Below are 24,768 nucleotides of genomic sequence, written 5' to 3'. Positions count from 1 at the left end.
GCCGCAATTTTTTGTATCTCAAATACAACCTTAAGCTGTGCAGGAGCTTTGTCGCTTCCAGGTCAATTCTCGGTCAGCCAGGTCGGGGCGGCCAGCTACTCCATTCCGATCGCGTTGCCGCCGGGAACGGTCGGCGTGACCCCGTCTCTGTCGTTGAGCTACAATAGTCAAGGAGTAAACGGGCTGCTCGGTGTTGGTTGGTCGCTGGGAGGTTTGTCGGCAATCGGTCGCTGTCCAAGGACGGTCGCGCAAGATGGCGTGCGGGGTGGAGTCAATTATGACGCCAATGACCGATTTTGTCTGGATGGGCGGCGACTCGTCGCGATCAGCGGAGCGTACGGTGCTGATGGGACGGAGTATCGCACCGAGATCGAGTCCTATTCCAAGATCGTCTCCCACGGCGCTGCAGGCAATGGTCCCGCTTGGTTTGAGGTGCACACGAGGGAAGGGAAAACAATGGAGTACGGCCATACGGCCGATTCCCAGGTGCTGGCCCAGGGCAAGGCAACCGCAAGTATGTGGTGGCTTGACAAGGTGAGTGACAGCAAGACGAACTATTTCTCGGTCGCATACACCGCCGACGCTTCAAATGGGCAGGCATATCCGCTGCGTATCGACTACACTGGCAACTCCGTAGCAGGAACAGCGCCCTACAATTCGGTGCAGTTCGTCTACGGGGCGCGTCCTGATTTCGGACCGTCTTACCAAGCCGGCTCGCGGTTGCAGCTCCCCTATCGGCTGACCAACGTCAAGACATATGTTGGGTCCGGTCTCGTGAGCGACTATCAGCTCGCCTACCAGCAGAGCGGATCGAGCCAGCGTAGTGAGCTTGTTTCTTTGAAGATGTGCGCCGGAGACGGAAATTGCTTGCCGGCGACGACCCTCGGTTGGCAAGCGGGCGCGGGCAATGGCGCATTTTCTGAGAACACTCAGACTCTTCCTAACGGTTGGAATTGGAATCTTGCGCAGCATCCGGGCATGATTCCGATCGTCGGCGACTTCAACGGCGATGGTAAGTCGGACTATCTGCTGGTCGACGCGAATGGCTATCCATATCAGTACGTTTTTCTGAACAATGGCGATGGAACGTTTTCCGGGCAAACCCAGACATTGCCGAACAGCTGGAATTTCAGCACGCCCGACAGCGTCCTGCAGATAACGGGTGATTTCAATGGCGACGGCAAGACAGATTTTCTCCTCGTCGATGTCCACGGCTATCCCTACCAATATGTGTTTATGAGCAATGGGGATGGCTCCTTTACGGGCCAGACGCAGACCATGCCGAACGGCTGGAGCTTCAACGGGACATCTGGATCTGGCTACCAGCTCATCCCGATCACTGGCGACTTCAATGGAGACGGGAGGTCCGACTTCATTCTGATCGATGGTAGTGGCTACCCCTATCAATACGTTTTCATCAGCAACGGTGACGGAACGTTCGCTGGACAAACTCAAACGTTGCCGAACGGTTGGAATTTCGCGTCGGCGGTTTCCGTTTCAACAGCGCAGACGGCCGGGTACGGGCCAGCGCATCCCTGGAGTTCGCCATCGCCGCCCACGCCGCACGAATACATTCCAGTCATGGGTGATTTCAATGGGGACGGCAAGACGGACTATCTGCTGATCGATACCAACGGAAATCCGTACCAGTACGTCTTCTTGAACAACGGCGATGGGACCTTCGCCGGTCAGGCGCAGACGCTGCCGAACGGTTGGAACTTCAATACGACATCAGGATCGGGCTACAAGCTCATTCCGATCACCGGCGACTTCAACGGCGACGGCACGACCGATTACATTCTGATCGATGGAGGTGGCTATCCCTATCAGTATGTCTTCGTCGGCAAAGGTGATGGGACATTTGTCGGACAAACGCAGACGCTGCCAAACGGGTGGTCCTGGAACATGGCGCAGAATACGGGAAAGGTTCCCGTCATCGGCGACTTCAACGGAGATGGTAAGACGGATTACCTGTTGGTCGATACCAACGGCTATCCCTATCAGTACGTCTTCTTGAACAATGGCGATGGGACTTTCACCGGTCAGACGCAAACTCTACCCAACGGTCTGAAATTCTCGATGCCCACGGGCTACATTCCGATCCGAGGTGATTTCAATGGTGACGGACGATCGGAGTTCATCCTGATCGATGGGACCGGATATCCCTATCAATACGCCTTCACCAGCAATGGGCCGATCGGCGACCTGATGACGTCGATCACGACCGGCACGGGTGCCAACATCGCTATCACGTATCAGCCGCTCACGAGTTCGAGTGTTTACGCGAAGGATAGCAGCGCGTCCTATCCCCAGGTCGATTTCCAGGGGCCCATGTATGTTGTCTCGCGCGCCGACAGCTCGAATGGCATCGGCGGGGTCGCTAGCACGACTTACACCTACGCTGGCGCCAAAGTTCATTTGACCGGTCGTGGCATGCTCGGTTTCCGGCAGATGACGGTACGGGATGAGCAGACCGGCATCAGCGGCACGACCATGTATCGACAGGACTTTCCGTATACTGGGGTGGCGTCATCCGTGACGAGTTCGCTCGGCTCGCAGACGATAGGTCAGAAGAGCTTCAGCTATGTTGCGACATCGACTGTTCTGATCTCGGGGCAGCCACAGGCCGTCAGTTGGTCGACCGGCAGCCCGCCGTATAGCGTGCAGCTCTCGCAAGCCGTATCGAGTGGTTCGGATCTGGATGGTTCTGCGCTGCCGAGCGTGACGACATCGAACCAGTATGACACGTACGGTAATGTGATGCAGGCTGCGGTGTCGACGTCGGACGGGTTCAGCAAGACGACAGTCAACACCTACAGCAACGATCCGACGCTCTGGTATCTCGGTCGGCTGACGAGGTCGGTCGCAACGAGCGCGGCGCCCTAGCTAAAAATGTGGGGAGATGACGGCCGTGCGCCATGGCGCACGCGGCCGTGGGAGAGTTGTGTCCCTGTTGGGACGATAACGGTTCAATTTGGCTGGTTCGGCGACTTGGGGGCTTGGCGCCATGAGAAATGCAATCAAAGGTAGAGTTACTTGTGCGGCGCTTGCCTCGATGCTCGCGAGTGGCCCAAGCTGGGCCGCGAGCACGGTTACGCAAACGGCATCGTTTGCGTACGACGCCGCCACGGGGATGGTGATCCAACAGGTGGTCGAGCCGGATACGCCGGCGTTCCGGCTGCAGACGGACTACGCTCGCGACACTTTCGGCAATGTGCTGACTACGACGGTCAGCGGGGTGGACATCGTCACGCGCGGCAGCACGAGCACCTATGACGCGCGCGGTCAGTTCGCAACCTCGAACAGCAACGCGCTGGGGCAGAGCGAGAGCGTTCAATACGATGCGCGGTTCGGGCAGCCGACCAGCCAGACCGGGCCGAATGGTCTGACGACGAGCTGGAGCTATGACGGCTTCGGCCGCAAGATCCTGGAGATCCGTCCCGACGGCACCCGGACGCGATGGACCTACCAGTTCTGCAGCGGCGTCGGTGGCGGAACGGCGGCCTGCCCCTCGGGGGCAAGCTACCAGGTCCAGGAGACGCCGTATGCCGCGGACGGGACCACGGTCAACGGGCCGTTTGTCGTCGTCTATTACGACATGCTCGATCGGGAGATCGCACGCGACAGCCAGGGCTTTGACGGGAGCACGATCCGGGCGACGACCAGCTACGATCCGCTGGGGCGGGTAACGCAGACCAGCCGGCCGTACTTCGTCAATGGCGGCACGCCGCGCTACACAACGTTCACCTATGACGTGCTGGGCCGGGCGTTGACCAAGACCAAGCCCGACGGCAGCGTGTCGCAGGTCGCCTATCACGGGCTGAGCGTCACCAAAACCAATGCGCTCGGCCAGACCCGCTCAGTGACGCGGAACAGCCAGGGTAACATCGTGTCGGTGACCGACGCGCTCAGCCAGACCATGAGCTTTGTCTATGATGCTGCCGGCAATCTGGTGCGCACCACCGATCCGGTCGGCAATGTCGTCACCGCGAGCTATGACGTCAGGGGCAACAAGGTCGCGAGCTCGGATCCGGACCTCGGCAACTGGAGCTACAGCTACAACACGCTCGGGCTCCTGGTCAGCCAGACCGACGCCAAGGGACAGACGGTCACCCAGAGTTACGACAAGCTCGACCGCATGGTGCAGTCGGTCGAGCCGGACATGACCTCGGTCTGGGTCTATGACACGGCGGCGCATGGCATCGGCAAGCTCGCGTCGACCGGGATCACCGCCGGTCCGGGCAACGGATACGCGCGGACGGCGAGCTATGACGCACTGGGACGTCCGGTCCAAGTCGCGACCACGATCGACGGCACAACCTATACGATGGGGGCGAGCTATGACGCGAACGGGCTCCTTGACACCGTCAGCTATCCCTCGGGATTCACCGCCCGCTATGGCCACACCGCCCTGGGCGATGCCAACCAGCTGCTCGACAATACGACTGGCCAGTCCTACTGGACCGCGAACACGCTGGATGCTGAGCTGCGGATCACGCAGGACACCGCGGGCAATGGCCTGACCACCACGCGCAGCTTCGATGCCCTGACCGGACGGCTGACGGGCGTCTCGACCGGCAGCGGCGGCGGGGTGCAGAACTTCAGCTACACCTATGATCGCCGCGGCAATCCGCTCTCGCGCTCGGACGCCAACACCAATCTGAACGAGACCTTCACCTACGACGCACTGAGCCGGTTGACATCGTCCTCGGTCAACCTGACACCGACGCCGCTGTCAAAGACCTTCACCTACGATCCGATCGGCAATCTGCTGACCAAGTCCGACGTCGGGACCTACAGCTATCCCGCGGCCGGCTCCGCCAAGCCGCACGCGGTGATGAGCGTCTCCGGCGGATCGATCAGCACGACCTTCACCTATGACGCCAACGGCAACCAGACCTCGGGTCTCGGCCGCAGCCTCGTCTACACCTCCTACAACAAGCCGTCGAGCATCACGCAGGGGACGCGGACGATCTCGTTCCTAGACGACACCGATCACCAGCGCTTCAAGCAGGTGACGCCCGAAGCGACGACGCTGTACATCGCTGCGTTCGGGGTGACGGCAGAAGTCAGCAATCCTGGAACGCTGACCCAGAAATGGACAGACTATCTGTCGGTCGGAGGTACATCGGTCGGCATTCGGGTGACTCAAGCAAGCATGGCCACGCCGTCGACACGATATCTCCACAAGGACCATCTCGGCTCCGTCGCGGTGATCACGAATGAGAACGGTGTGGTGCAGGAGCGGCTGTCCTACGACGCCTGGGGCAAGCGGCGCCTTGCCAATGGTGCTGACGATACGGCCGGAAGCATCTCCAGCCAGACGACCCGCGGGTTCACGGGAGAGGAGCAGCTGTCGGTCGCCGGTCTCGTGCATCTCAATGGCCGTGTTTACGATCCGATCCTTGCTCGTATGACAAGTGCGGATCCGACTGTGCCATATGCAACCAGCTCGCAAGGATGGAATAGGTATTCATATGCGCGCAATAGACCAGTCCGATCGGTGGATCCCTCAGGGTTCGGAGATTACGACTATCTCGGTGTTTCTACCATCGACGAATCTGGGCTGCCCGCATGGAATGGCTATTCAACTATGCCCCTGTATGGACTCTCTTCTTCGACGAGCTCTGGTGGTTATTATAGTTCTTCCAGCGGCTCGAGTTGGAGTTTCGGCTATACGCCGTTGCCGTCGCCGACGGTGTTCCCTTCGGTTGATGTTTCCCCGTTTCAAGCCCAGGTGGCTGCCGATAATGCAGCAAATGCTGCCCGTCAGGCACAAGTGTTAGCGGGCATGGACGCTTACAATCAGCAAATTAAGCAAAACGCTGAAGCTTTTGCGACGGGCTATAATCTGCAACAAATGCAGAAAAATGCCGCTCAGGCGCAAGTTATACAGGTAGGATATAACGGTAGTCCGAGGAACGGCAAAGGACCGGATCCCTTCAGATCGCTTGGTGAGGCGCTGCAACCGAACATAGGTATGGGGTTGAAGGCTTTAGAGGGGGTGGCTGAGTGCATTATGGATGCTGGATGTAGTCAGTCCTTCGGAGCGCCAGGTGTAGCCGGCGGAAAGATACTCGCGGGTACGCTCGGGATGAGCAGGGTCGTGGGTAGAGGTGTCGATGCGCTGGCTAGATCTTCCCAGCTGTTTCGAAATCTCGCTCCGGCGGATAGAATTGGTATTGCAAAACTATTCTCTGCGATCGACCTTAGGAAGGTAGGATACAGTGGTAGGCTAAACTACGTTGTGACCGAGAAGGGCGAGCTGGTTCTGGGGCGGTCCGGTCATATAGCGTTGTCCGGAGGTGCAGATGTCCGAGCTGCAGGAGAAGCACGATTTGTAAATGGTGAACTTCGCGCCATAGACAATGCATCAGGCCACTATCAGCCTAGCGGCCTTTCTGCGCAGGCCGCTGCGGAAGAGGCGTTTGGTAAAGCCGGGTTTGACGCGGCCGGAAAGTATATCGAGAGGAAGTTCTGATGGACTTAAATCTTTCTGAAAAGCTCCTCGATATCCTTATTGATAATAGCCGCCGAGTCCTAGACGCGGGGTTTGGGATCGGGTGGGCGGAGTCGACATTTATCGAGGTGGTCAGGTTGCTAAGGCAAGAACATGAGTTAAAGCAGAAGTTTTTGTCGCGAGTAAAGGATGTTTTGGCGAATACCGACTCTAGCCGACAATCTGCGTCGCTTCCTCCCATAGAGCTAGTTGAGTTTGTTAGTCATGAAATAAGATGGCCGGAGCTTCTTAGTTTGGCGCAGTTGCGTATCGATAACTTATCGAGAGCTGACAAGAACTTGGCTGTTGGAGATATTTCTTCTCGTATCAAAGAGGCTTTCGCGGACAATTGGCCAGATAGAGAGTTTTATCGGTGCTACGACGGTGGTGGAGTATAGCGAATATAGTGTGAAAGGCTCAAAGCGAACCGGAGGTGAAGTGTGACAATACAAGCAGTGCAATCAGCCAATTTGCTCAGCTGAAAGTTCCTTGTTCGGTGGGGGCCGTAGGACTGCGATACTGATCGCTTTCTCGATTTCCGGGGCACGAGTAATGCGGAGATCAGATTGGCGGCACGATAGTCCGTGGATACGGTGACGCTGCACATAATTAGTAAGCTTCTTTGAGGATAATCGCGTGCAGCATGTCGCGACGTCAGTGGCCGCCGGTGTGGCGTCGCAGTGACGCGCGGAGCTTGGCAGAAGCTTGTGATGGTCGTGCGCATCTGTGGTTTATTAAAAACTGCGATCCCAGCAAAATATTGCATTAAAGCATGTGCATGACTCATTGACGTATCCCGCAAACAGTATCTCTGATGACCGAAACCCCTTAGACTGTGCTTGTTAGTTGCTGGGCAGCGCAGCTGCTCGAAGTCGGGGTGATTGCGTGCGCGGCGGAGTTCGCAAAATTCGGTTCATTTCGCTGCCCGTGGCGCTGGTGCTGTCGGCGTGCCAGACCATGGAGGAGGGCACGTCGTCGTTCGCCTGGAGCACGAGTGCGGCGGACGCCGGAGCGGCTGCGCAGGCGCAGGCGGCGATGCGGACTCCCGGGGGCAGTGTGCGGCCGGGTAAGCTGTCCGGGTCACCGCTGCTCGATGACAACAAAGGCGGCCCTGCAACGATGGTCGAGGGCACTGGGCGCTTTGTCGGTGAGCCGCCGACGGGGGTGGTGTCGCGGGGCTCGGAGGATGTGGCCGACGGTGTCACCATCAATCTCGTCGGTGTGCCGACGCCGCTGGCGGCGAAGACGGTGTTGGGGGATATTCTCGGCGTCAAGTACACGGTCGATCCGGGGATCGAGGGGCGGATCACGATCCAAACGCCGAAGCCAGTGGCGCGGGCGGCGGTCATCGATCTGTTCCAGGCGGCGTTGCGGGCCAACAATGCGGCCGTGGTCAACAACCGCGGCATCTATCGGATCGTGGCGGCGGACCAGACGGCGGTGTCGGCGGCGTATCGTACCGATGAGGTGGCCGATGGCGGCGAGATGGTCGGCAACGGGCTGCAGGTGGTGCAGCTGAAATATGTCTCGGCCTCCGAGATCCGGCGCGTCATCGAGCCGATCGCGCCGCGCGGCGGGGTGGTGCGGGTCGACGATGCGCGCAACCTGATCACGCTGTCCGGCAATCGCCAGGAGATCGCGGCGATGATGGATGCGATCGCGCTGTTCGACGTCGACACCATGAAGGGCATGTCCTTCGCGCTGATCCCGGTCAAGACCTCGGCGCCGGATGCGATCGCAAGCGAGCTGAAAAGCGTGTTCGCCTCCGACCGCGACGGGCCGATGGCCGGCATGGTGCAGTTCGTGCCCAACAAGCGGCTGCGCTCGATCCTGGTGATCTCGCCGCAGGTGCAGTATCTGCGCCGCGCCGAGACCTGGATCCGCAAGCTCGACGCGCAGGCGCAAGGCAGTGAGAAGCAGCTCTTCACCTACGCGGTGCAGAACCGGCGGGCCCAAGAGCTGGTCGACGTGCTGCAGTCGATGTTCCCGACGGACACCCAGACCGCGACAGCCGGGCGGCGCACCGTGGCGCCGAACTATCAGGAGGCGAGCGTGCAGTCGCAGCCGTCGCCCTCCGGAGGCGGGCTGTCCGGATCGTCGTCGCCGTCCTTCACCGGCGGGCTCGGCGCGACCAGTGGCGGCTTCGGCGGCATGCGCAATGCGGCGCCGGCGGCTGCTGCGCCGAGCGTCATGCCGGCGGCGGCTCCGGCTGCACCCACCGGCCGCGATGGCGAGGCCGACGGGCCGCGGCTGCGGATCGTGGCCGACGAGGCCAAGAACGCGATCCTGATCGAGGCGGCCTCGGCCGACTACAAGCGCGTGCTGCAGGTGATCGAGCGGCTCGACCAGATGCCGAACCAGGTGCTGATCGAGGCCACCATCGCCGAGGTCACCCTGAACGACGAGCTGCGGTTCGGCGTGCAATGGTACATGCAGAAGCACAGCTCGAAATTCACCCTGACGGAGGCGGCCTCTGGCGCCGTCAACTCCGTGTTTCCTGGCTTTTCCTACGCGCTGACAGCGGCCAACATCGCTGCCACGATCGACACACTGAACCAGATCACCAACGTCAACATCGTGTCCTCGCCGTCGCTGGCGGTCATGGACAACAAGCCGGCGGTGCTGCAGATCGGCGATCAGGTGCCGATCACGACGCAGTCTGCGACCGGCACCCTGACGCCCGGCGCGCCGATCGTCAATTCGGTGAGCTACAAGGATACGGGCGTGATCCTGTCGATTATCCCGCGCATCAATGAGAGCGGGCGGGTGCTGCTCGACATCGAGCAGGAGGTGTCGAGCGTGGCGCCGACCACGTCGTCGAACATCGATTCGCCGACCATCAGGCAGCGCAAGATCAGGACATCGGTGGTCGTGAACGACAATGACGCGCTGGTGCTGGGCGGGCTGATCCAGGAGGGCCGCACCACCGGCCGGAGCCAGCTGCCGATCATTGGCGACATCCCGTTCATCGGCAATTTCGCCGGCAGCCGCGACAACGTCATCGGCAAGACCGAGCTGATCATTCTCATCAGGCCGCACGTGATGCGCAGCCTCGACGAGGCGCGCAGCGTGACCGAGGAGTACCGCCACTTCATGGCGATCGAGGGCCCGCATCGCCGTCCGCCGGTGCGGCGGCGCGTCGAGGACACCGGCCGCAGGATCCTCGACTGATGCCGCGCTTCCGCTACCGCGCCTACGGCACCGACGGCTCCTTCGCGGAGGGGACGATCGAGGCCGCGTCCGCGGATGCGGCGAGCGCGACGCTGTGGGCGCAGGGGTTGTCGCCGTTCCAGATGCAGGCCGCCGATAGCGCCGGCACGGCATGGTGGAACCGCGAGATCACGCTCGGCAACGGCGCGGCGCGCGCGGACCTCTTGGCCTTCACCCGCGAGTTCGCCACGCTCTGCGCGGCCGACATTCCGATGGACGACGCCTTGCGCATTGTGCAGACGCAGGCCTCGGCAGCACGGCTGTGCACCCTGGTCGAGGCGCTGCTCGCCGATGTCCTCAATGGCCGCCCGTTGTCGGAGGCGATGCAGGCGCAGCTGCGCATCTTCCCGGCCGACTATGTCGCTGTCGTGCGCGCCGGCGAGAGCGGCGGGCGGCTGGCACAGGTGCTGACCGAGCTCGCCGAGCTCCTGGAGCGGCGGGCGGAGATCCGTGCACGCATCCAGTCGGCGCTGATCTATCCCGCGATGCTGATCGTGCTGAGCCTCGCAACGCTCGCGATCATCGTTGGCGGCGTGATCCCGTCGATGGCCCCGATCTTCACCCAGAGCGGCAAGCCGCTGCCATTGACCATCCAGCTGATGCTGGCCTTGAAGGCGCATTGGCTTGAGATCGTGGTTGGCGGCGTTGCCGCCATCGTGGCTGGGGGGGCGGTCGTCGCGTTCGTGCTGGCCGATCCCGGCCGCCGCCGGCGTCTCGACGGGCTCGCACTGCGGCTGCCGCTGCTCGGCGGCTTCCTTCTGCAGCAGGACACCGCGCGCTTCGCCCGCACCCTCGGTACGATGCTGATGGCCGGCGTGCCGTTGATCGCGGCGACGAAATCGGCGAGTGACGTCGTCGGCAACCGCCATCTCCGCGCCGGCATGGAGCAGGCGATCGAACAGATCCAGCAGGGCACAGCGCTGCACCGCGCGCTGCGCAACGAGGTCGCGCTGCCGGCCGTGGCGCTGCAGATGATCGCGGTCGGCGAGGAGGCGGGCAAGCTCGACCGCATGCTGCTGCGCGTGGCGCAGATGCTGGAGAAGCAGCTGCAGACCAGCGCCGATCGCTTCATGGCGGCGTTGACGCCGGCGATGACGGTCGGCATTGCGCTCATGATAGGGGCGCTGATCATGCCGGTGATGAACGCCGTCCTCAGCATCAACGATCTGGCCGGGCGATGAGCACGCGGGCGGCACGAGGACGGGACGAAGCGAGTGCCGGCTTCACGCTGGTCGAGATGCTGGCCGTGCTCGTCATCCTGGCGCTGACGGTGTCCGCCGCTGTCCCGCTGCTGTCGCGCGGCGCCGGCACGGTGAGCCTGGATGCGGCGACCGGCGAGATCGCCTCGGCGCTCCGCGCCACGCGCTCGGCTGCGATCGTGCAGAACCGCGTGATGACCTTGAACATCGATGTCGATCGCCGGACCTTCAGCTCGGATGTCGTCCGGCCGCGCAGCTTCGCGCCGGACATCCAGGCGAAGCTGACCTATGCCGCCGCGACGCGCGCGGGCGCCGCCGTGGGCGGCTTCCGGTTCTTTCCGGACGGCTCGTCGACCGGCGGCGATCTGAGCCTGGACCTGAACGGGCATCATATCAGACTCTGTGTCGAATGGCTGACCGGGACGGTGCGGGCCGGCGCGACCTGTTGAGGGAGGGGACGATCATGCTGGGATGGACGGAATGTCGTGATGCGGTGAGGCCGCGCGTGGCCGCGTGGCGCGGGCAATTCCGGTTTCGTTTGCGCAGAGGCCGCGATGGCGAGGCCGGCTTCACCTTGGTCGAGATGCTGGTCGTCATCACCATCATCGGCCTGATCATGGGTCTCGTCGGCCCGCGCGTGCTGAGCTATCTCTCCGACTCCAAGCTCAAGACGGCGCGGATCCAGATCCGCAGCCTGTCCTCGGCGCTCGACCTCTATCACCTCGACAGCGGCCGCTACCCGACTGCGTCCGAGGGACTCGGCGCGCTGGTGCAGAAGCCGGCGACGGCGACCAGCTGGAACGGACCGTATCTCAGCGGCACCCTGGTCCCGAACGATCCGTGGGGACGGCCCTATGTCTACAAATTCCCAGGGCAGCATGGCGCCTACGACATCGTCTCGCTCGGGCCTGACGGACGCGAGGACGAGACCTCGGCCACGGCCAATGTGACGAGCTGGCAGCCGTGACTCCCGCCGCGGCAGAGATGAAGCACGCGGACGGCGACGAGGCCGGCTTCACGCTGGTGGAGGTCCTCGTTGCGCTGGCCATGCTGTCGGTCGGCCTCGCTTTGGTGATGAGCCTGTTCTCGACCGGACTGTCACGAACGGGCATGGCCGAACGCGTGGCTGGTGCCGTTGCGCTGGCGCAGTCGCTCATGGCGCAGGTCGGCAATTCGATTCCGCTGCGCACCGAGACGCGCGATGGCGCCGAGGCGAACGGCTATCGGTGGCGCCTTGCGATGCAGCCCTATCGGCCGGCGCCAAACAGCGATGCACGCCCGGTCGAGCTGTATCAGGTCTCGGTCGAGATCGGCTGGCTGGAAGGGCAGGACCCGCGCTCCTATGCGCTATCGACGCTCCGCCTCGGGCCCAGAGCCTCCAGATCGCAGTGAGCCAGGCCGATGACGTCGCCGAAAGCAAGCGGGATGGATGATCGCGACGCAGGCTTCACCCTGGTCGAGGTTCTCGTTGCGCTGGCGCTGTTCAGCCTGCTCGCCGTTCTGCTGTTCGACAATCTCAAATTCGGCGTGCAGGCGTGGCGCAGCGGCAGCGCCCGTGCGGAGTCGTTCCAGCGCGAGCTCGCGGCACAGGACGTGCTGCGGCGGCTGATCGGCAATCTCTATCCGATGATGCTGGGCGAAGGCGCGGCGCAGCGGCGCATCGATATCGACGGCCAGGCCGAGAGCCTCGAGTTCCTCAGCGACGCGCCGGCCGTGTCCGGTGGGGCCGGCCGCTTCCGCTTCAAGCTGTTCGCCGACCGCAGGCGTGACGGGGTCGATCTCGTTCTGCAGTCCCGACCCGAACTGGCGGTGAAGCAGGACACCGAGCGGACGCTGCTGGTGTCCGACATCGATCGGATCGAGCTCAGTTATGCGGCAAGAGCAACGGGAGACGCCAATGCGGCCTGGAGCACAAGCTGGAAGGATCAGAGCGAGGCTCCCGGCCTGATCCGGCTGCGGGTCCTGATGCATCCCGGCGATGCCCGTCACTGGCCGGAGCTCGTGATCGCGCCGCGGGTGCAGGCCGATGTGGCCTGCGTCTACGACGCGCTCACGATGCGCTGTCGCGGGCGATAGGGGGCCTCATGCCGGTGCTGTCGGTTCTCTGGGGGCTCGCGCTACTGACGGCGATTGCGCTGTCGCTGTCATGGTCGAGCAGCGTGTCCTATGGTCTTGCCCGTAACGGCGTCGATCAGGCCGCTCTCGGTGCGCTCGTCGAGGCCGGCGTGAACGCCGCCATCGACGGTCTGCTCGATGCCCGGGCGGACCGCCGCTGGCGCGCCGACGGCCGTCTCTACACCCTCGATTTCAACGGCACGCGGATCGGCATCAGGATTCAGGACGAGCTCGGACGGGTCGACCTCAACCAGACCGATGAGGCAATGCTGAACAGCCTGCTGTTATCAGCAGGGCTGGACGCGCGGGCCGCCGCTGACCTGACCGACAAGATCGTGGACTGGCGAACCGCAACGTCCCTGAAGCATCTGAACGGCGCCAAGGACCGGGATTACGCGTCGCGCAACGCCGCCTATCATCCCCGCAACGGTCCGTTCCAGAGCGTCGATGAGCTGCTCCTGGTGATGGACATGACTCCGGTGATCTTTGCGCGGATCGCGCCGGCGCTCACGGTCCATTCGGGACGGCAGTTCGTTGATCCGCAATTGGCGCCGCGCGAGGTGCTGCGCGCGCTGCCCGGCATGACCGCGCAGAGTGCCGAAGCGACGCTGGCCGCGCGCGACGGTGCCAGGTCTGGCCTTGCCGAAGGCAACCCGATGACGGTGCTGCGTGGGCGCGCCTTCACGATCCGGACCGAGTTTTCCCAGGCGTCGCGCGTCGTCGAAGGCGAGGTCGCGGTGCGCCTGACGGAAAATCCGCAGCAGCCCTATTGGGTGCTCAGCTGGGGGACGCGATGACCAGACGCGCAGGGCCAGCGATGCAGCAGGACGACGCCTTTGCCGCAGACATCGAGCAGCCGCGCGCGCAGCTGCACCGGTCCATGCCCGACATGGACCGGACCGCACTGTTGCAGAGTTTTGGCGACTTCCTGCGGGCCGAAGGCATCGTCGATCATATGAGCCTTGACCGTGCCGGACGCGCGGCGCAAACCACCGGAGACAGGCTCGACACCGTGCTGACCAAGCTCGGTCTGGTGTCGGAGGCCGGTCTGGTCGCCGCGTTGTCGAAATTCCTGGCACTCGATCTGGTGCGTCCGGATCAGATTCCGATCGACCCTGTGTTGCCCGAACTGGTCGAAGCGGAGTTCGTGCGTCACAATCATGTGCTGCCGCTCGGCTGCAGCGATGGCCGGCTTGCCGTCGGCGTCACCGATCCGTTCAATCTCGATCCGATCCGGGCCCTTGCATTCCTCACGGGTCTTTCGGTCGACATGCGGCTGTTCACGGCGGCTGACTTCGACAAGGCCTGCGCCGGGCTCTATCCCGCGATGTCGCGCAGCGAGGAGGCCCGCGCCACCGGCGGCGCCGAGGCCAACGAAGCCGACGTGCAGCGGCTGCGCGATCTTGCGAGCGAAGCGCCGATCATCCGCCTCGTCAATCAGATCATCGCGAACGCCGTCGAGGCGAGGGCGTCGGACATCCATATCGAGCCCAATGTGGACCAGGTGCTCGTCCGCTATCGCATCGACGGGGCCTTGCGCTCGGTCCAGGTGCTCGCAGTGGACCTGCGTGCTGCGATCACGTCCCGCGTCAAGATCATGTCGAAGCTCGACATTGCGGAGCGGCGCCTGCCGCAGGACGGGCGCATCAAGATCGCGGTTCGTGGCATTGACATCGACTTCCGCGTCTCCACGATCCCCACCGCCTTCGGCGAAAGCGTCGTGCTCCGCGTGCTCGACCGCAATCGCATCAGCCTCGATTTCGTCGAGCTCGGCTTCTCCGATGAGCACATCGCGACGCTCCAGACCCTGCTGCAGCAGCCCAATGGCATCATCCTGGTCACCGGACCGACCGGCAGCGGCAAGACCACGACGCTGTATACGGCGCTGAAGACGCTCAACAGCACCCAGCGCAAGATCTTCTCGGTGGAGGACCCGATCGAATATCAGATGCCGGGGATCAATCAGGTCCAGGTCCAGTCGGAGATCGGGCTGACGTTTCCTCATGCGCTGCGTTCGATGCTCCGCCAGGATCCCGACATCATCATGATCGGCGAGATCCGCGACCTCGAGACGGCGCGCATCGCCATCCAGGCCTCGTTGACCGGTCACCTCGTGCTGTCGACGCTGCACACCAACGATGCGGCGTCTGCGATCACGCGGCTGATCGACATTGGCGTCGAGAACTATCTGCTGGCCTCGACGCTGAAGGGCGTGATTGCACAGCGTCTGGTACGCAGGCTCTGTTCCCGTTGTTCCCATAGTCATCCGCAGGCGAGCTATTGGGCGGAGAGCTTCGAGCGGTCCGTGACCGGACTCCGTGCGTTGGGGCAGCCAGACATTCGCCAGCCGCAAGGCTGCTCCGATTGCGGCAATGCCGGCTTCTCCGGACGTTCGACCATCGCGGAGATGCTGGTCGTCGACGAGGCATGCCAGAGTCTGATCCTGGCCAAGGCTTCGGACACGGCGATCGAGCGCGCCGCCCGCGAGCAGGGCATGCAGAGCATGTACGAGACCGGCATCCGGAAGGCCTGGCGCGGCGAGACCACGATCGAGGAGGTCCTGCGCGCGACGCGCATGGGATAGGGCGGTGGGATGGCAATGGATCAGAGCTGGGACAAGGGAGCGTTGCTGGCGGCGGTTCGTGCGAGGGTTCCGCGCGACTGGGTGCAATCCGCGGTCGCGTGGTGGTGCAGGGAAGCGCTCGATCTGCTGCCGCAACGGATCGCGGCCGCGCTCGCGCCGGCCGGCAGGACGAGACTTCTGGTCGATGGCAGCGAGTCCGGACTTCGGCTTCGGCTGGATGATCCCAGATCCGGAACGGACGTCTGCGAGATAGCCGGTCCGGAACAGGCCGCGATGGCGATCGTGGCCATGCTGAAGCGTCATGATCTGGATCGGCGGGACGTCGATCTAGGCCTGCGTCTTCCGGAAGAGAGTGTTTTCCGCCGCGATCTCATGCTTCCGCGCGAGGCGAGGGACGCGATCGACACGATCGTGCCGCAGGACCTGCTGCGCCGGACGCCCTTCAAGGCGGGGGACATCTATTGCGACCATTTGACGGCCACGTCGCCTGACGGCCGGATCGCGGTTCGGCAGTGGGTGACGCGGCGTCATCATGTGCAGCAGGCCGCCGATCAGCTCGGGCTTGCCGTCACGCAGCTCGCCTTCGTCGTCTTCGGCGACGATCGAGCCTCGCCGGCGATCCGCCTGGCGGGTCCGATCGCGGGCCGCAAGACCTCCACCGTCGCGATCGCAGCGCTCGGCTGTCTTGCCGTCCTTCTGGGGACCGGCATCGCGGTCCTGACCTTCGTCCGTCAGCAGGCGACGCTGGATCGTCTCGATGCCGAGATCGTCGTCGCGCGCAAGGGCGCTGAGCGCGTGCGCGTCCTGGTGGATCAATTGCGAGAGCGGCGGACAACGCTGTCGCGCCTTCGTCTGCAGCGCAGCGAAGTGCCGGGATTGATCGACGTCTGGGATGAAGCCTCGCGTATTCTCCCGAAACATTCCTGGCTGACCGAATTGCGGCTCGTGGAGGGAGCGAACCCGCGGAGCACATCGGTCACGATGACCGGATTCTCGGCCGCGGCGCCGAGCCTGATCAACACGCTCGGTGGATCGAGACTGTTCGTGGACGCCGCGCTGACGTCGCCGGTGGCGATGGATCCGATCGAGAACCGGGAACGGTTTTCATTGCAGGCCAGGATTCGCGTGCCCGATGACTTCAAGGAGGTAGCGCCATGAGCGAATGGACGAAGCGCAGGGACGAGCTCGGGCGCCGTGGCCTGTTCATCGTCGTCAACCTCGCACTTCTTGCGCTGTTGTTCTGGGGCTTCGTGGCGCCGATCGCGGCGATGTTCGCCGAGCGTGAGGCGCGGATCCAGCAGCAGCAGGTGCTGCTGGCACGCCTGAGCGCGATCGCGGCCCAGGCATCGGCCATCGCGGGCCTTGCCTCCGAAACCGAGTCGCAGCTCCAGAACGGGGAGTTCCTGACGGGTGCGAATGAGAACGTGATCGCCGCCGACCTGCAGACGAGGCTGAAGACGATCATGGGCAATGCCGGCGCCCAGTCCCGCGCGATTCAGTCGCTGCCGGGCCGGACCGTCGATCAGATCAAGTACAGCGGCGCGCGCATCGACCTATCCGGGCCGTTGCCTGCCGTCATGCGCGCGGTCCACGCGGTCGAGAGCGCAAGGCCATATTTGTTCATTGCCAATGCGGTGCTGAAGAGCGGGCCTGCGATGCGCCCGGGAACGGCCGAGGAGCCGGTGCTTCAGGCGCAGCTCGACATCTACGGTGCCGTGCAATGAGGAGCCTTGTGCGATGGCGGATGAGGCCGGGGGCAGGAGTTCTGGCGCTCCTGGCGTGTCTTGATCTGCTGCTCGGAGCCTGGTTCGTGACGTTGGTCGTGGGCGGAGAAGCCCCTCGCGCCCGCCGCGCGGCGTGGGAAGCGCCGGTGCCCCGGACTATGGCGAGCGTGGCTGGACGGCAGCCGCTGCAGACATATGCCGAGATCCTGGCCCATCCGGTGTTCCAGAAGTCGCGCGAGCCGTTCGTTCCGCCCCCACCCGCGCGGCCACCGCCGATGCCAGTAGCCGCTCCGCCCCCGGTGGCCACTGACCCGGGCGTCCTGGTTGGCGGTGTCATGATCAACGGCGGCACGAGCAAGGCCTATCTGCTCAGCAAGGGTGGCGGGAGCCCAGGCTCCTGGATCAACGAAAACGAGATATTTCAGGGCTGGCGGGTGACGTCGATCGACGCGTCAGGTGTTCGGATCGAGCAGGCAGGGCGCGCGATCGAATTGCAGCTCTACCCCAAGAATTGAAAGGATGCAGGCCGCGTTGCGGCCCATCGAGCAGGAGTAGAATAGCCTTGTTCGCACAGACGGAAGATCAAGGGTCAATCCGCAGACAGCCCGTCGTAGAGGAGGAGCGCGAATTGCTCGTTCCTGCTTGGCTGAGCTTCTCAGTGGTCTCATATGAGATAGGACTCTTCTCGAAACCGTGGTCCGCCAAGCGATCTTCGGACCACGGCAGTCCCAGAGATCAGAAATGCCAGTCATAGCGGTCCTGTGGATCCTAGGATTATTGACAACGTTGTCACTGTCGCTGCTCTGGGGCAGCGACGTGTCGTACCGCCTCGCCCGCAACGATTGTGAACTTGCGATTCTGAGTACGACTGCAGACGGGGCGCTGGACTACGCCGTGTCGGGATTGTTTGATCAAAAATCTGACCGCCTCTTGCGGCCAGGTGGAGGCGAGGTTCACCTGCTCCACTTTGGCGAAGCCGAGATCCGGATCGTGATCCAGGACGAGCTCGGCAAGATCGACATCAACCAGGCCGACCCTGCCTTGCTTGCCAGTTTGCTGCGGTCGGCGGGGCTAAACGCCGATGCGGCAAGTGGGCTTGCAGACAAGATCGTAGACTGGCGAACCGCGAGCGAGTTGAAGCATCTTAATGGCGCCAAGGAGTTCGACTATCGCGCGGCGAATAGTCCTCACCGGCCGCGCAACGGCCCGTTTCAGAGCGTCGACGAGCTTCTTCTCGTAATGGACATGACGCCTGCTCTCTTCCAGCGGATCGAACCAGCCCTGACCGTGTATTCCGGAAGCCAGTTCGTTGACCCACGACGTGCCACACCTGAAGCTCTGGCAGCGATGCCCGAGATGATCAGTAAGCAGGGGACAGCCTCAGATCGCCCCCCTCCATTTCCGATCGGCGCAAACGAAGAGCCAACGTCATCCTTGCGCGGTCGCGCCTTCATGATCTGTATCGAAGTCGAAAAGTCAGGCCAGGTTTCTCGATATCGAGCTGTTATTCGAATGACGGACAATCCGGTACATCCCTATTTCCTTCTCAGCTGGAAGATGACGTAAGCTTGGGGGCCCCTGGCTGGGCGCAGGGCGTAGGCTTCGGTGATGGAATCTTGGGTCCGGGTGGAGGACCATGTGGGTGGCTATGACTCCGATGGCCTGGTCATTTTACAGGAAGGGCTGCGGGGCCAAAGGCTTGAGCGGATCGTTGAGACCAGGCCTGGGCAATGTGTGATTTCTCTGGGGGAATTGGTGGTGCGCAGGCTGCGGGGCGCTCGGCTTCTGAGTCCATCGTTGGAGCTGTCGGAGATCGAAGAGGTGGTGCCTATTGGGATCGCCGGGCCACGTACTCTCGGCGCTCGGATGTGCTCTTATATTTTGCTTCTCGTACTGGGGTGGCTGACCCTCTCGATTCCGTTCGTTGTGCGCCTGCAGTTGTCCAAATCGCGGTTCCTAACCCTTGAGGAAGCCGAGGCTCTTGTAATCAAGTTGATCAGGGAGTCGTCGATGGATCAGGAGCACGCAGCTCGCATGGAGGAGCGGGTTCGCAATCAAGGGCAGGCCCCGACCGCCGAGGCGAGCAGACCGAGCATGCTGCTGATCGCAATAGCTTTGGGTAGCCCGAGTCATGCTGCGGGATCAGCGGGCGATATCGAGCACGTAAAAGTTGAGTAACGTGTTTGGTTCGTTCAACACAACTATAAACTGTGGAAAACAAGAGACTCCAATTGAACTGAAGGACAGGCTCGCGTCCTTTATCTTCACCCTTCCGTATAGATTGGCGGAAGGCGTTGAGGAGGAATGCATGTCCGTTGTGGAGCGCAGCGATAGTGTAAGCGCGAGTGGAAGACGATTGGTCGAACGCGCCCGGTGGGGTGTGGGGTTTCTGGTCGCAATTCTATCCTTGACGGCCAACGTCGTGATGACGCGAGTAGCTTGTGCCGATGATTGGGTCATGTGGATGGATCGGGGCCACCATTGCAGCGATGGCATTGAATGCGCTTTGGCGGACTGGAATTATTTTGTCTCGCTGCCACCACAGAAGCCGTGGGTTCTCGAACGATGCGGGTTCCAGTACAACAATCCGAACGCACCTGGGCAATATGTTGCCGTTTGCAGTGGCAGCGAGAGTCAGCCTCACGAATATATAGCTCACGATGCTATAGCACTCTTGTCTTGTGCTGATAGTACGAGGATGGGAGCGACTGGGTGTATTCGACGGCCGCCGCCAGATCAGCGCCGCATGTGCCAGGCAGAAGCGGCGAACCCGGTAGATATCCGGAGCGGAACCAAGCGGGAATATAGGCTCGATTTTTCTACTGCCGGCGAGCAGCCGCTTAAGTTCGAGCGATATTATACCAGCAATCAAGACTCGATGATTGGCAACCTACGCGAAACGCGTCTCGGACGCGGATGGCGCTCTAATTTCGACTCGAAATTCAATTATTCTGGCGATTCTTCCATGGTCTTTGTCCTGCCGAGCGGGGAGTTGCTCTATTTCTCCTCCAGTGGCAGCGTCTTTACGCAGCAGCATTACAGCTGGGATACCAATTCCCTCGTGGCGGGGGCTCGCGGCCAGGTAGCAGGTCTCGTGCAAGACAGCACATCTGGGAACTACATACTTACGACCAATGACAATAGAAAATGGACATACAACTTTTTCGGGAAGCTTCAGACGATTGTCTATCCGGGTGGGTACACACAAACCCTGATCTACGACGCCAACGATCGCAATACAGAAGTTGTCGACAGCTTTGGTCGCTCGCTGTCATTTGCCTACTCGTCAGGCGGATTGTTGCAATCCGTGACCGTGCCCGGCGGGCAGGTTTATCGATATGCGTACCATCCACGCAATGCAGCGCTTGCGCATGACGCGGATCCGCCAGATCTTTGGGCGCTGGAGTACGTAATCGAGCCCGACGCAACTGCAGACGACGCGGATAACCCCCGGATTCGCTATCATTATGAGAATACGGCGGATCCGTACGCCCTGACGGGGATCACTGATGAACGAGGCGTGCGCCATGCGACTTGGAGTTATGGCGCAGATGGTCGCGTTGCGACCTCGGAGCACGCAGGTGGCATCGAGCACTATACCTTCGCCTACGACGACATCGCGAATACGGTGACGGTCACAAATCCCGCCTCAAAAGCCACGGTCTATCGTTTGGCAAAAAGCGATGGGACGCAATCAAACTTGCTGACTCAGATCGACGGCCAGCCGTCTGCGAACTGTGCAGCGTCGACGTCTCAGCTAGCATATAACAGCAATGATCTCGTGGTTGATGAGATCGATGCCGAGGGGCGTGTGACGCACACCGACCGAGACAATCGTGGCAATCCCACCGCGATAACTCGCGGCAGCGGAACTGCGAGTGCGCAGACAACCAGCTACGCTTGGCACCCCACGTTCAACCTGCCTACTACAATCGCAGAGCCCGGCGTGACTACGGAGTTCAGCTGGAACGCGATGGCTCAACTCACACAGGTAACGCAGACGGACACAACATCGCAGACTGTTCCATACTCGACCAACGGCCAGACCCGGACCTGGACATACACCTACGGTAGCGCCGGGCAGTTGTTGACCGTGGATGGGCCGTTGAGTGGTGCCGGGGACACCGTCGTGTACACGTACGATAGCAGCGGGTTTCTCGCGACCATCACCAACGAGGTTAATCAGATCACAACCGTTAATGCAGTGAATAGTCGGGGGCAGCCCACTTCGGTGACTGATCCGAACGGCGTCGTTACCGCACTGGCCTACGACCTCCAGGGGCGAGTGACGACGATGACGGTCGATCCGTTGGGGCAGTCGGCGGTAACGGCAATCGCGTACAATGCGGTTGGAGACATCGCTCAGATCACGCGGCCTAACGGAGCGTATCTAATGTTCACCTACGATAGTGGCCGTCGGCTAGTCGGAGTTCAAGACAATGGCGGTTCATCGATGGAGTATGACCGCGACAGCTTTGGGAACGCTACCGCGCGTCGTATCAAGGATTCCGGCGGATCGTTGAAGCTGTCGCAAACAGCTGTGTTCGATCAGTTGGGCCGTCTCCTGAAATACGTTGGCGCATCGAACCAAACCTGGACCCACGGCTACGACAGGACCGACAATCGGGTGTCGATCACCGACCCGCGCTCGAACGCGTTCGGATGGACTTTCGATGCATTGAATCGTTTGGTCAAAACCACAGACGAGGAATCGAACGTCGTTACCGTCACTCTAAACGGAACCAACGACGTCACCAACTACATCGATCCACGGTCGCTGAGCACTAGCTTCGTCCGCGATGGCTTCGGAGACGTAGTTCAGCGCGTAAGTCCCGACACTGGCACGACCACATCTATTTATAATGCGCTCGGGTTGCCAACGCAAATTACGGATGGCCGTGGAGTGGTCACTAACCTCACGTATGATAACGCTGGCCGGCTCTTGGCCAAGCAATATCCAGCGGCTCCGTCGGAAAACGTAATCTACGAGTGGGATTCAGTGGTCGGTGGCAACAAGGGAATTGGACGGAATACGCGTATTGTAGATAGTTCGGGTAGTGTCGAATGGACTTACAATACGCTCGGGCAAGTGACACAAGAGAAGAAGGTAACTGGGAGCGCCGTCTACGTCGTGGGCTACGGCTACGATCTCGATGGCAATGTGACGCGGGTCGCCTATCCGTCAGGCCGAGTTATCAATTATTATCGCGGTGCGGACGGGTTGATTGCGACGGTCACTCAGCAGGCTACTGCGGCTGGCACCGAAGCGCTCTTGGCAAAGTGGGTGACGTATCAGCCGTTCGGGCCACTGCAGTCGCTGGTCTATGGCAATGATCTTGTCCTATGGAAAACCTTTACGCAGGACTACAATCTCAATACTCTTGTCGTAGAGCAAGGAGCAAACTCGATCATCAATCGGGCCTATACCTACTGGTACAATGACTTCGACATAACGAACGTTTGGGACAATAGCCTCTCGAGTCGTAATGAAAATTATGTTTATACGCCCAGTCATCGTCTGCAAAATGTCTATGGCGACTGGGGCACGCAGACCTATTGGCAGGACGGGGTCGGCAACCGTACTGGCGATGTGTTCGACGATGGGAAGACCGTCACGACCCGGGTTTTGGGCTATCCCTACAATAGTAATCGTTACACGGGCACGGCGGAAGGGGCGACGACCTTGCGCACGGTGACCCACGACAGCGCGGGCAATATAGTCTCCGATCTTAGAGGGGCGACGGCTTATCAATATCGGTACAACAACAGAGGTCGTCTTGATCAGTTAACAATCGGATCAACCGTGATAGCGTCCTACGCTTACGACGGCCTCGAGCGAATGTCGGTGCGTGCAACTCAGAACATGGTCCCTGCAGGAACGACGCACTATATTTACGATCAGTTTGGGCGTTTAATAGCGGAGGCCGGCGTGACCGGCGTTATCCAGCGTGAGTATGTCTGGATCGATGATATGCCATTGGCGATGTTTGCCGACCTCGATACAGGGGCGCCCAAGCAATGGTACGTGCACCCGGATCATCTTGGTCGTCCGAGCAAGATGACGGATGGTAGCCAGAATGTCGTCTGGGATGCCGACTATTGGCCTTATGGCGAGGCTCGCTCAATCACCGGAAGTGCGAGCAACAATCTGCGCTTGCCGGGTCAGTATTACCTTGCAGAGTCTGGACTCCACTACAACTGGCATCGCGATTATGACCCGACGATCGGTCGGTATATCCAACCTGATCCTTTGGAGTTCGTAGACGGACCGAGTCTGTATTTGTACGCCATGGGGGATCCCGTCGGTTCGATCGATCCGCAAGGCTTGTCTTGGTTCAAGGGCGTGAAATGGCTATATCAAGGAGGCAGGCGCATAGGCTGGGTTCCTACGTCGAAGATTTCGTTCCAGACAGCGCTCCGCTGGAGGCGGGCTGGCAAGGATGTTTGTACCGCAACTTTCAAAGACGCTAAGACGCTAGAGATGGAAGCGAACGGAGGGGAAGGTCTGTTACATCATCCAAAGGATGCGCATGTTCGCAACGGGAATCAACCACATGTCCAAACCAACGGTGTGAGGGGTCATACGTTTTATAAGATCGCAGGAGCGGTCGCGGCGACTACATATCTCGGAGATGGAATACTGGGGCAAGGAGTGGACTTCTTCAATCCACTGTCGATTGGCAAGGATGCCTTGGATCTCTATAGCGATATTTTCGAGGACCCATCCGACAACCAAGGCGACCCGGGAGGTTGCCAGTGCCAAAACGGGAGATAACTTTATGGAGGCTATTCTATGCGGTTTCGTGTGCTTCTCCGTGGAGAGGGATTCTGTTCTCGCTCAAAGGAACTCGATAGCGACGTAAATGGGCGAGTGACAGAACTCGGCTTCTACACGACTCGCGTGGTAGACGCACCAAATGCCCGACGAGCAGGTGAGATCGCAATTGATCAAGTACATCAGGAAGTAGGTATCCGTACTGACTTTGCGGGTCAGATTGGAACGGTTGTCGTTGAGGAGGTAAAGCAGGTCGGGTGGTGGTTCAGGCGACTTCATCCCCCGCGCGGCTTTACGTTTGTAGTGCAGGATCACGAGGAGAGCCGATCTTAGTAGCTCATAGTGTGATCTGGGCTCATCGGCTGATCGAGCAAGGGGAAGAGTATCGATGACATTTGAGCCATTGGGCTTAGTGGCCCAACGGTTGGGCGCGAGGCCCTCAGCATGGCGCCGCGTCTCGTCCCGTTGAGGTTCAGGATCGCTGCGATCGGCGCAGTCGATTGGTGTGAGGTGCTGCGCGGCTACACGTCGCTGTCACCGTCTCTCCGTGCCGTTAGCACAGCGTCCGTGAAGAACGGATAATTGGGTGCGCCGTGGAAAGGCGCGGTTCTTGAGAGGGTGAAAGTCCCTTCCGGCAAATGTCGTTCCAGCCGGTAGCAATC

General features: G+C 61.2%; 18 protein-coding genes. 17 read left to right on the top strand and 1 reads right to left on the bottom strand.

Annotation, left to right across the window (positions count from 1 at the left end; genetic code table 11):
• The first annotated feature begins 48 nt into the window (after positions 1 to 48).
• From QX039_RS15110 to QX039_RS15030, 17 genes are all read left to right on the top strand, one after another.
• On the top strand, positions 49 to 2,886 hold the full coding sequence (locus tag QX039_RS15110; RefSeq protein ID WP_315774137.1) for an FG-GAP-like repeat-containing protein: 2,838 nt from the start codon (positions 49 to 51) through the stop codon (positions 2,884 to 2,886).
• 247 nt (positions 2,887 to 3,133) lie between these two features.
• Complete coding sequence (locus QX039_RS15105) at positions 3,134 to 6,481, top strand: RHS repeat-associated core domain-containing protein (protein WP_315774135.1); 3,348 nt, start codon at positions 3,134 to 3,136, stop codon at positions 6,479 to 6,481.
• On the top strand, positions 6,481 to 6,897 hold the full coding sequence (locus QX039_RS15100) for a hypothetical protein (RefSeq protein WP_315774133.1): 417 nt from the start codon (positions 6,481 to 6,483) through the stop codon (positions 6,895 to 6,897). Before QX039_RS15105 ends, QX039_RS15100 begins: the two co-directional genes overlap by 1 nt.
• 517 nt (positions 6,898 to 7,414) lie before the next feature.
• Positions 7,415 to 9,670 (top strand): type II secretion system secretin GspD, encoded by a 2,256-nt coding sequence (gspD, locus tag QX039_RS15095; RefSeq protein WP_409998920.1) that lies wholly within the window; start codon positions 7,415 to 7,417, stop codon positions 9,668 to 9,670.
• Positions 9,670 to 10,890, top strand: a complete 1,221-nt coding sequence (locus QX039_RS15090; protein ID WP_315774129.1) for a type II secretion system F family protein — start codon at positions 9,670 to 9,672, stop codon at positions 10,888 to 10,890. Before gspD ends, QX039_RS15090 begins: the two co-directional genes overlap by 1 nt.
• Complete coding sequence (locus tag QX039_RS15085) at positions 10,887 to 11,357, top strand: GspH/FimT family pseudopilin (RefSeq protein WP_315774127.1); 471 nt, start codon at positions 10,887 to 10,889, stop codon at positions 11,355 to 11,357. The genes QX039_RS15090 and QX039_RS15085 overlap by 4 nt, the downstream gene beginning before the upstream one ends.
• A 14-nt stretch (positions 11,358 to 11,371) precedes the next feature.
• The gene (gspG, locus tag QX039_RS15080; RefSeq protein ID WP_315774125.1) at positions 11,372 to 11,875 is read left to right on the top strand and encodes a type II secretion system major pseudopilin GspG; all 504 of its coding nucleotides are present in this window, start codon (positions 11,372 to 11,374) and stop codon (positions 11,873 to 11,875) included.
• 17 nt (positions 11,876 to 11,892) lie between these two features.
• Complete coding sequence (locus tag QX039_RS15075; protein WP_315774123.1) at positions 11,893 to 12,300, top strand: type II secretion system protein; 408 nt, start codon at positions 11,893 to 11,895, stop codon at positions 12,298 to 12,300.
• A gap of 33 nt (positions 12,301 to 12,333) precedes the next feature.
• Complete coding sequence (locus QX039_RS15070) at positions 12,334 to 12,984, top strand: prepilin-type N-terminal cleavage/methylation domain-containing protein (protein ID WP_315774121.1); 651 nt, start codon at positions 12,334 to 12,336, stop codon at positions 12,982 to 12,984.
• An 8-nt stretch (positions 12,985 to 12,992) separates the two neighbouring features.
• Positions 12,993 to 13,820: a type II secretion system protein GspK gene (locus tag QX039_RS15065; protein WP_315774119.1), complete on the top strand. Its 828-nt coding sequence runs from the start codon at positions 12,993 to 12,995 to the stop codon at positions 13,818 to 13,820.
• A gap of 20 nt (positions 13,821 to 13,840) precedes the next feature.
• Positions 13,841 to 15,607: a GspE/PulE family protein gene (locus QX039_RS15060; protein WP_315774166.1), complete on the top strand. Its 1,767-nt coding sequence runs from the start codon at positions 13,841 to 13,843 to the stop codon at positions 15,605 to 15,607.
• A 9-nt stretch (positions 15,608 to 15,616) separates the two neighbouring features.
• A complete protein-coding gene (locus QX039_RS15055) occupies positions 15,617 to 16,765 on the top strand; it encodes a PilN domain-containing protein (protein ID WP_315774118.1) in 1,149 nt (382 codons plus the stop codon).
• Complete coding sequence (gene gspM / locus QX039_RS15050; RefSeq protein WP_315774117.1) at positions 16,762 to 17,331, top strand: type II secretion system protein GspM; 570 nt, start codon at positions 16,762 to 16,764, stop codon at positions 17,329 to 17,331. Before QX039_RS15055 ends, gspM begins: the two co-directional genes overlap by 4 nt.
• Before the next feature lie 158 nt (positions 17,332 to 17,489).
• Positions 17,490 to 17,846, top strand: coding sequence for a hypothetical protein (locus QX039_RS15045; RefSeq protein WP_315774116.1), 357 nt, complete (start codon positions 17,490 to 17,492; stop codon positions 17,844 to 17,846).
• 271 nt (positions 17,847 to 18,117) lie between these two features.
• Positions 18,118 to 18,897: a type II secretion system protein GspK gene (locus QX039_RS15040; protein ID WP_315774114.1), complete on the top strand. Its 780-nt coding sequence runs from the start codon at positions 18,118 to 18,120 to the stop codon at positions 18,895 to 18,897.
• A gap of 42 nt (positions 18,898 to 18,939) precedes the next feature.
• Entirely contained in the window at positions 18,940 to 19,509 is a 570-nt protein-coding gene (locus QX039_RS15035; protein WP_315774113.1) for a hypothetical protein, read from the top strand.
• 130 nt (positions 19,510 to 19,639) lie between these two features.
• On the top strand, positions 19,640 to 24,106 hold the full coding sequence (locus QX039_RS15030) for an RHS repeat-associated core domain-containing protein (RefSeq protein ID WP_315774112.1): 4,467 nt from the start codon (positions 19,640 to 19,642) through the stop codon (positions 24,104 to 24,106).
• Between the two features lie 63 nt (positions 24,107 to 24,169).
• Here QX039_RS15030 and QX039_RS15025 read toward each other — a convergent pair whose 3' ends face one another.
• Positions 24,170 to 24,421, bottom strand: a complete 252-nt coding sequence (locus QX039_RS15025; protein WP_315774110.1) for a hypothetical protein — start codon at positions 24,419 to 24,421, stop codon at positions 24,170 to 24,172.
• Between the last annotated feature and the right edge of the window lie 347 nt (positions 24,422 to 24,768).

It is taken from the genome of Bradyrhizobium sp. SZCCHNR1043 (assembly GCF_032489675.1).
GTDB lineage: Bacteria > Pseudomonadota > Alphaproteobacteria > Rhizobiales > Xanthobacteraceae > Bradyrhizobium.
Note: the sequence above shows the minus strand (reverse complement) of the source record. Positions and strands in the feature narration are given on the sequence as shown.

What these genes read in the sequence shown, in the direction of transcription:
- QX039_RS15045 (WP_315774116.1), top strand. Translation starts at nt 17,490, where the DNA reads ATGGCGAGCGTGGCTGGACGGCAGCCGCTGCAGACATATGCCGAGATC.
- QX039_RS15065 (WP_315774119.1), top strand. Translation starts at nt 12,993, where the DNA reads ATGCCGGTGCTGTCGGTTCTCTGGGGGCTCGCGCTACTGACGGCGATT.
- gspM (WP_315774117.1), top strand. Translation starts at nt 16,762, where the DNA reads ATGAGCGAATGGACGAAGCGCAGGGACGAGCTCGGGCGCCGTGGCCTG.
- gspG (WP_315774125.1), top strand. Translation starts at nt 11,372, where the DNA reads ATGCTGGGATGGACGGAATGTCGTGATGCGGTGAGGCCGCGCGTGGCC.
- QX039_RS15090 (WP_315774129.1), top strand. Translation starts at nt 9,670, where the DNA reads ATGCCGCGCTTCCGCTACCGCGCCTACGGCACCGACGGCTCCTTCGCG.
- QX039_RS15035 (WP_315774113.1), top strand. Translation starts at nt 18,940, where the DNA reads ATGGAATCTTGGGTCCGGGTGGAGGACCATGTGGGTGGCTATGACTCC.
- QX039_RS15075 (WP_315774123.1), top strand. Translation starts at nt 11,893, where the DNA reads ATGAAGCACGCGGACGGCGACGAGGCCGGCTTCACGCTGGTGGAGGTC.
- QX039_RS15085 (WP_315774127.1), top strand. Translation starts at nt 10,887, where the DNA reads ATGAGCACGCGGGCGGCACGAGGACGGGACGAAGCGAGTGCCGGCTTC.
- QX039_RS15105 (WP_315774135.1), top strand. Translation starts at nt 3,134, where the DNA reads ATGGTGATCCAACAGGTGGTCGAGCCGGATACGCCGGCGTTCCGGCTG.
- QX039_RS15100 (WP_315774133.1), top strand. Translation starts at nt 6,481, where the DNA reads ATGGACTTAAATCTTTCTGAAAAGCTCCTCGATATCCTTATTGATAAT.
- QX039_RS15070 (WP_315774121.1), top strand. Translation starts at nt 12,334, where the DNA reads ATGGATGATCGCGACGCAGGCTTCACCCTGGTCGAGGTTCTCGTTGCG.
- QX039_RS15055 (WP_315774118.1), top strand. Translation starts at nt 15,617, where the DNA reads ATGGCAATGGATCAGAGCTGGGACAAGGGAGCGTTGCTGGCGGCGGTT.
- QX039_RS15060 (WP_315774166.1), top strand. Translation starts at nt 13,841, where the DNA reads ATGCAGCAGGACGACGCCTTTGCCGCAGACATCGAGCAGCCGCGCGCG.
- QX039_RS15030 (WP_315774112.1), top strand. Translation starts at nt 19,640, where the DNA reads ATGTCCGTTGTGGAGCGCAGCGATAGTGTAAGCGCGAGTGGAAGACGA.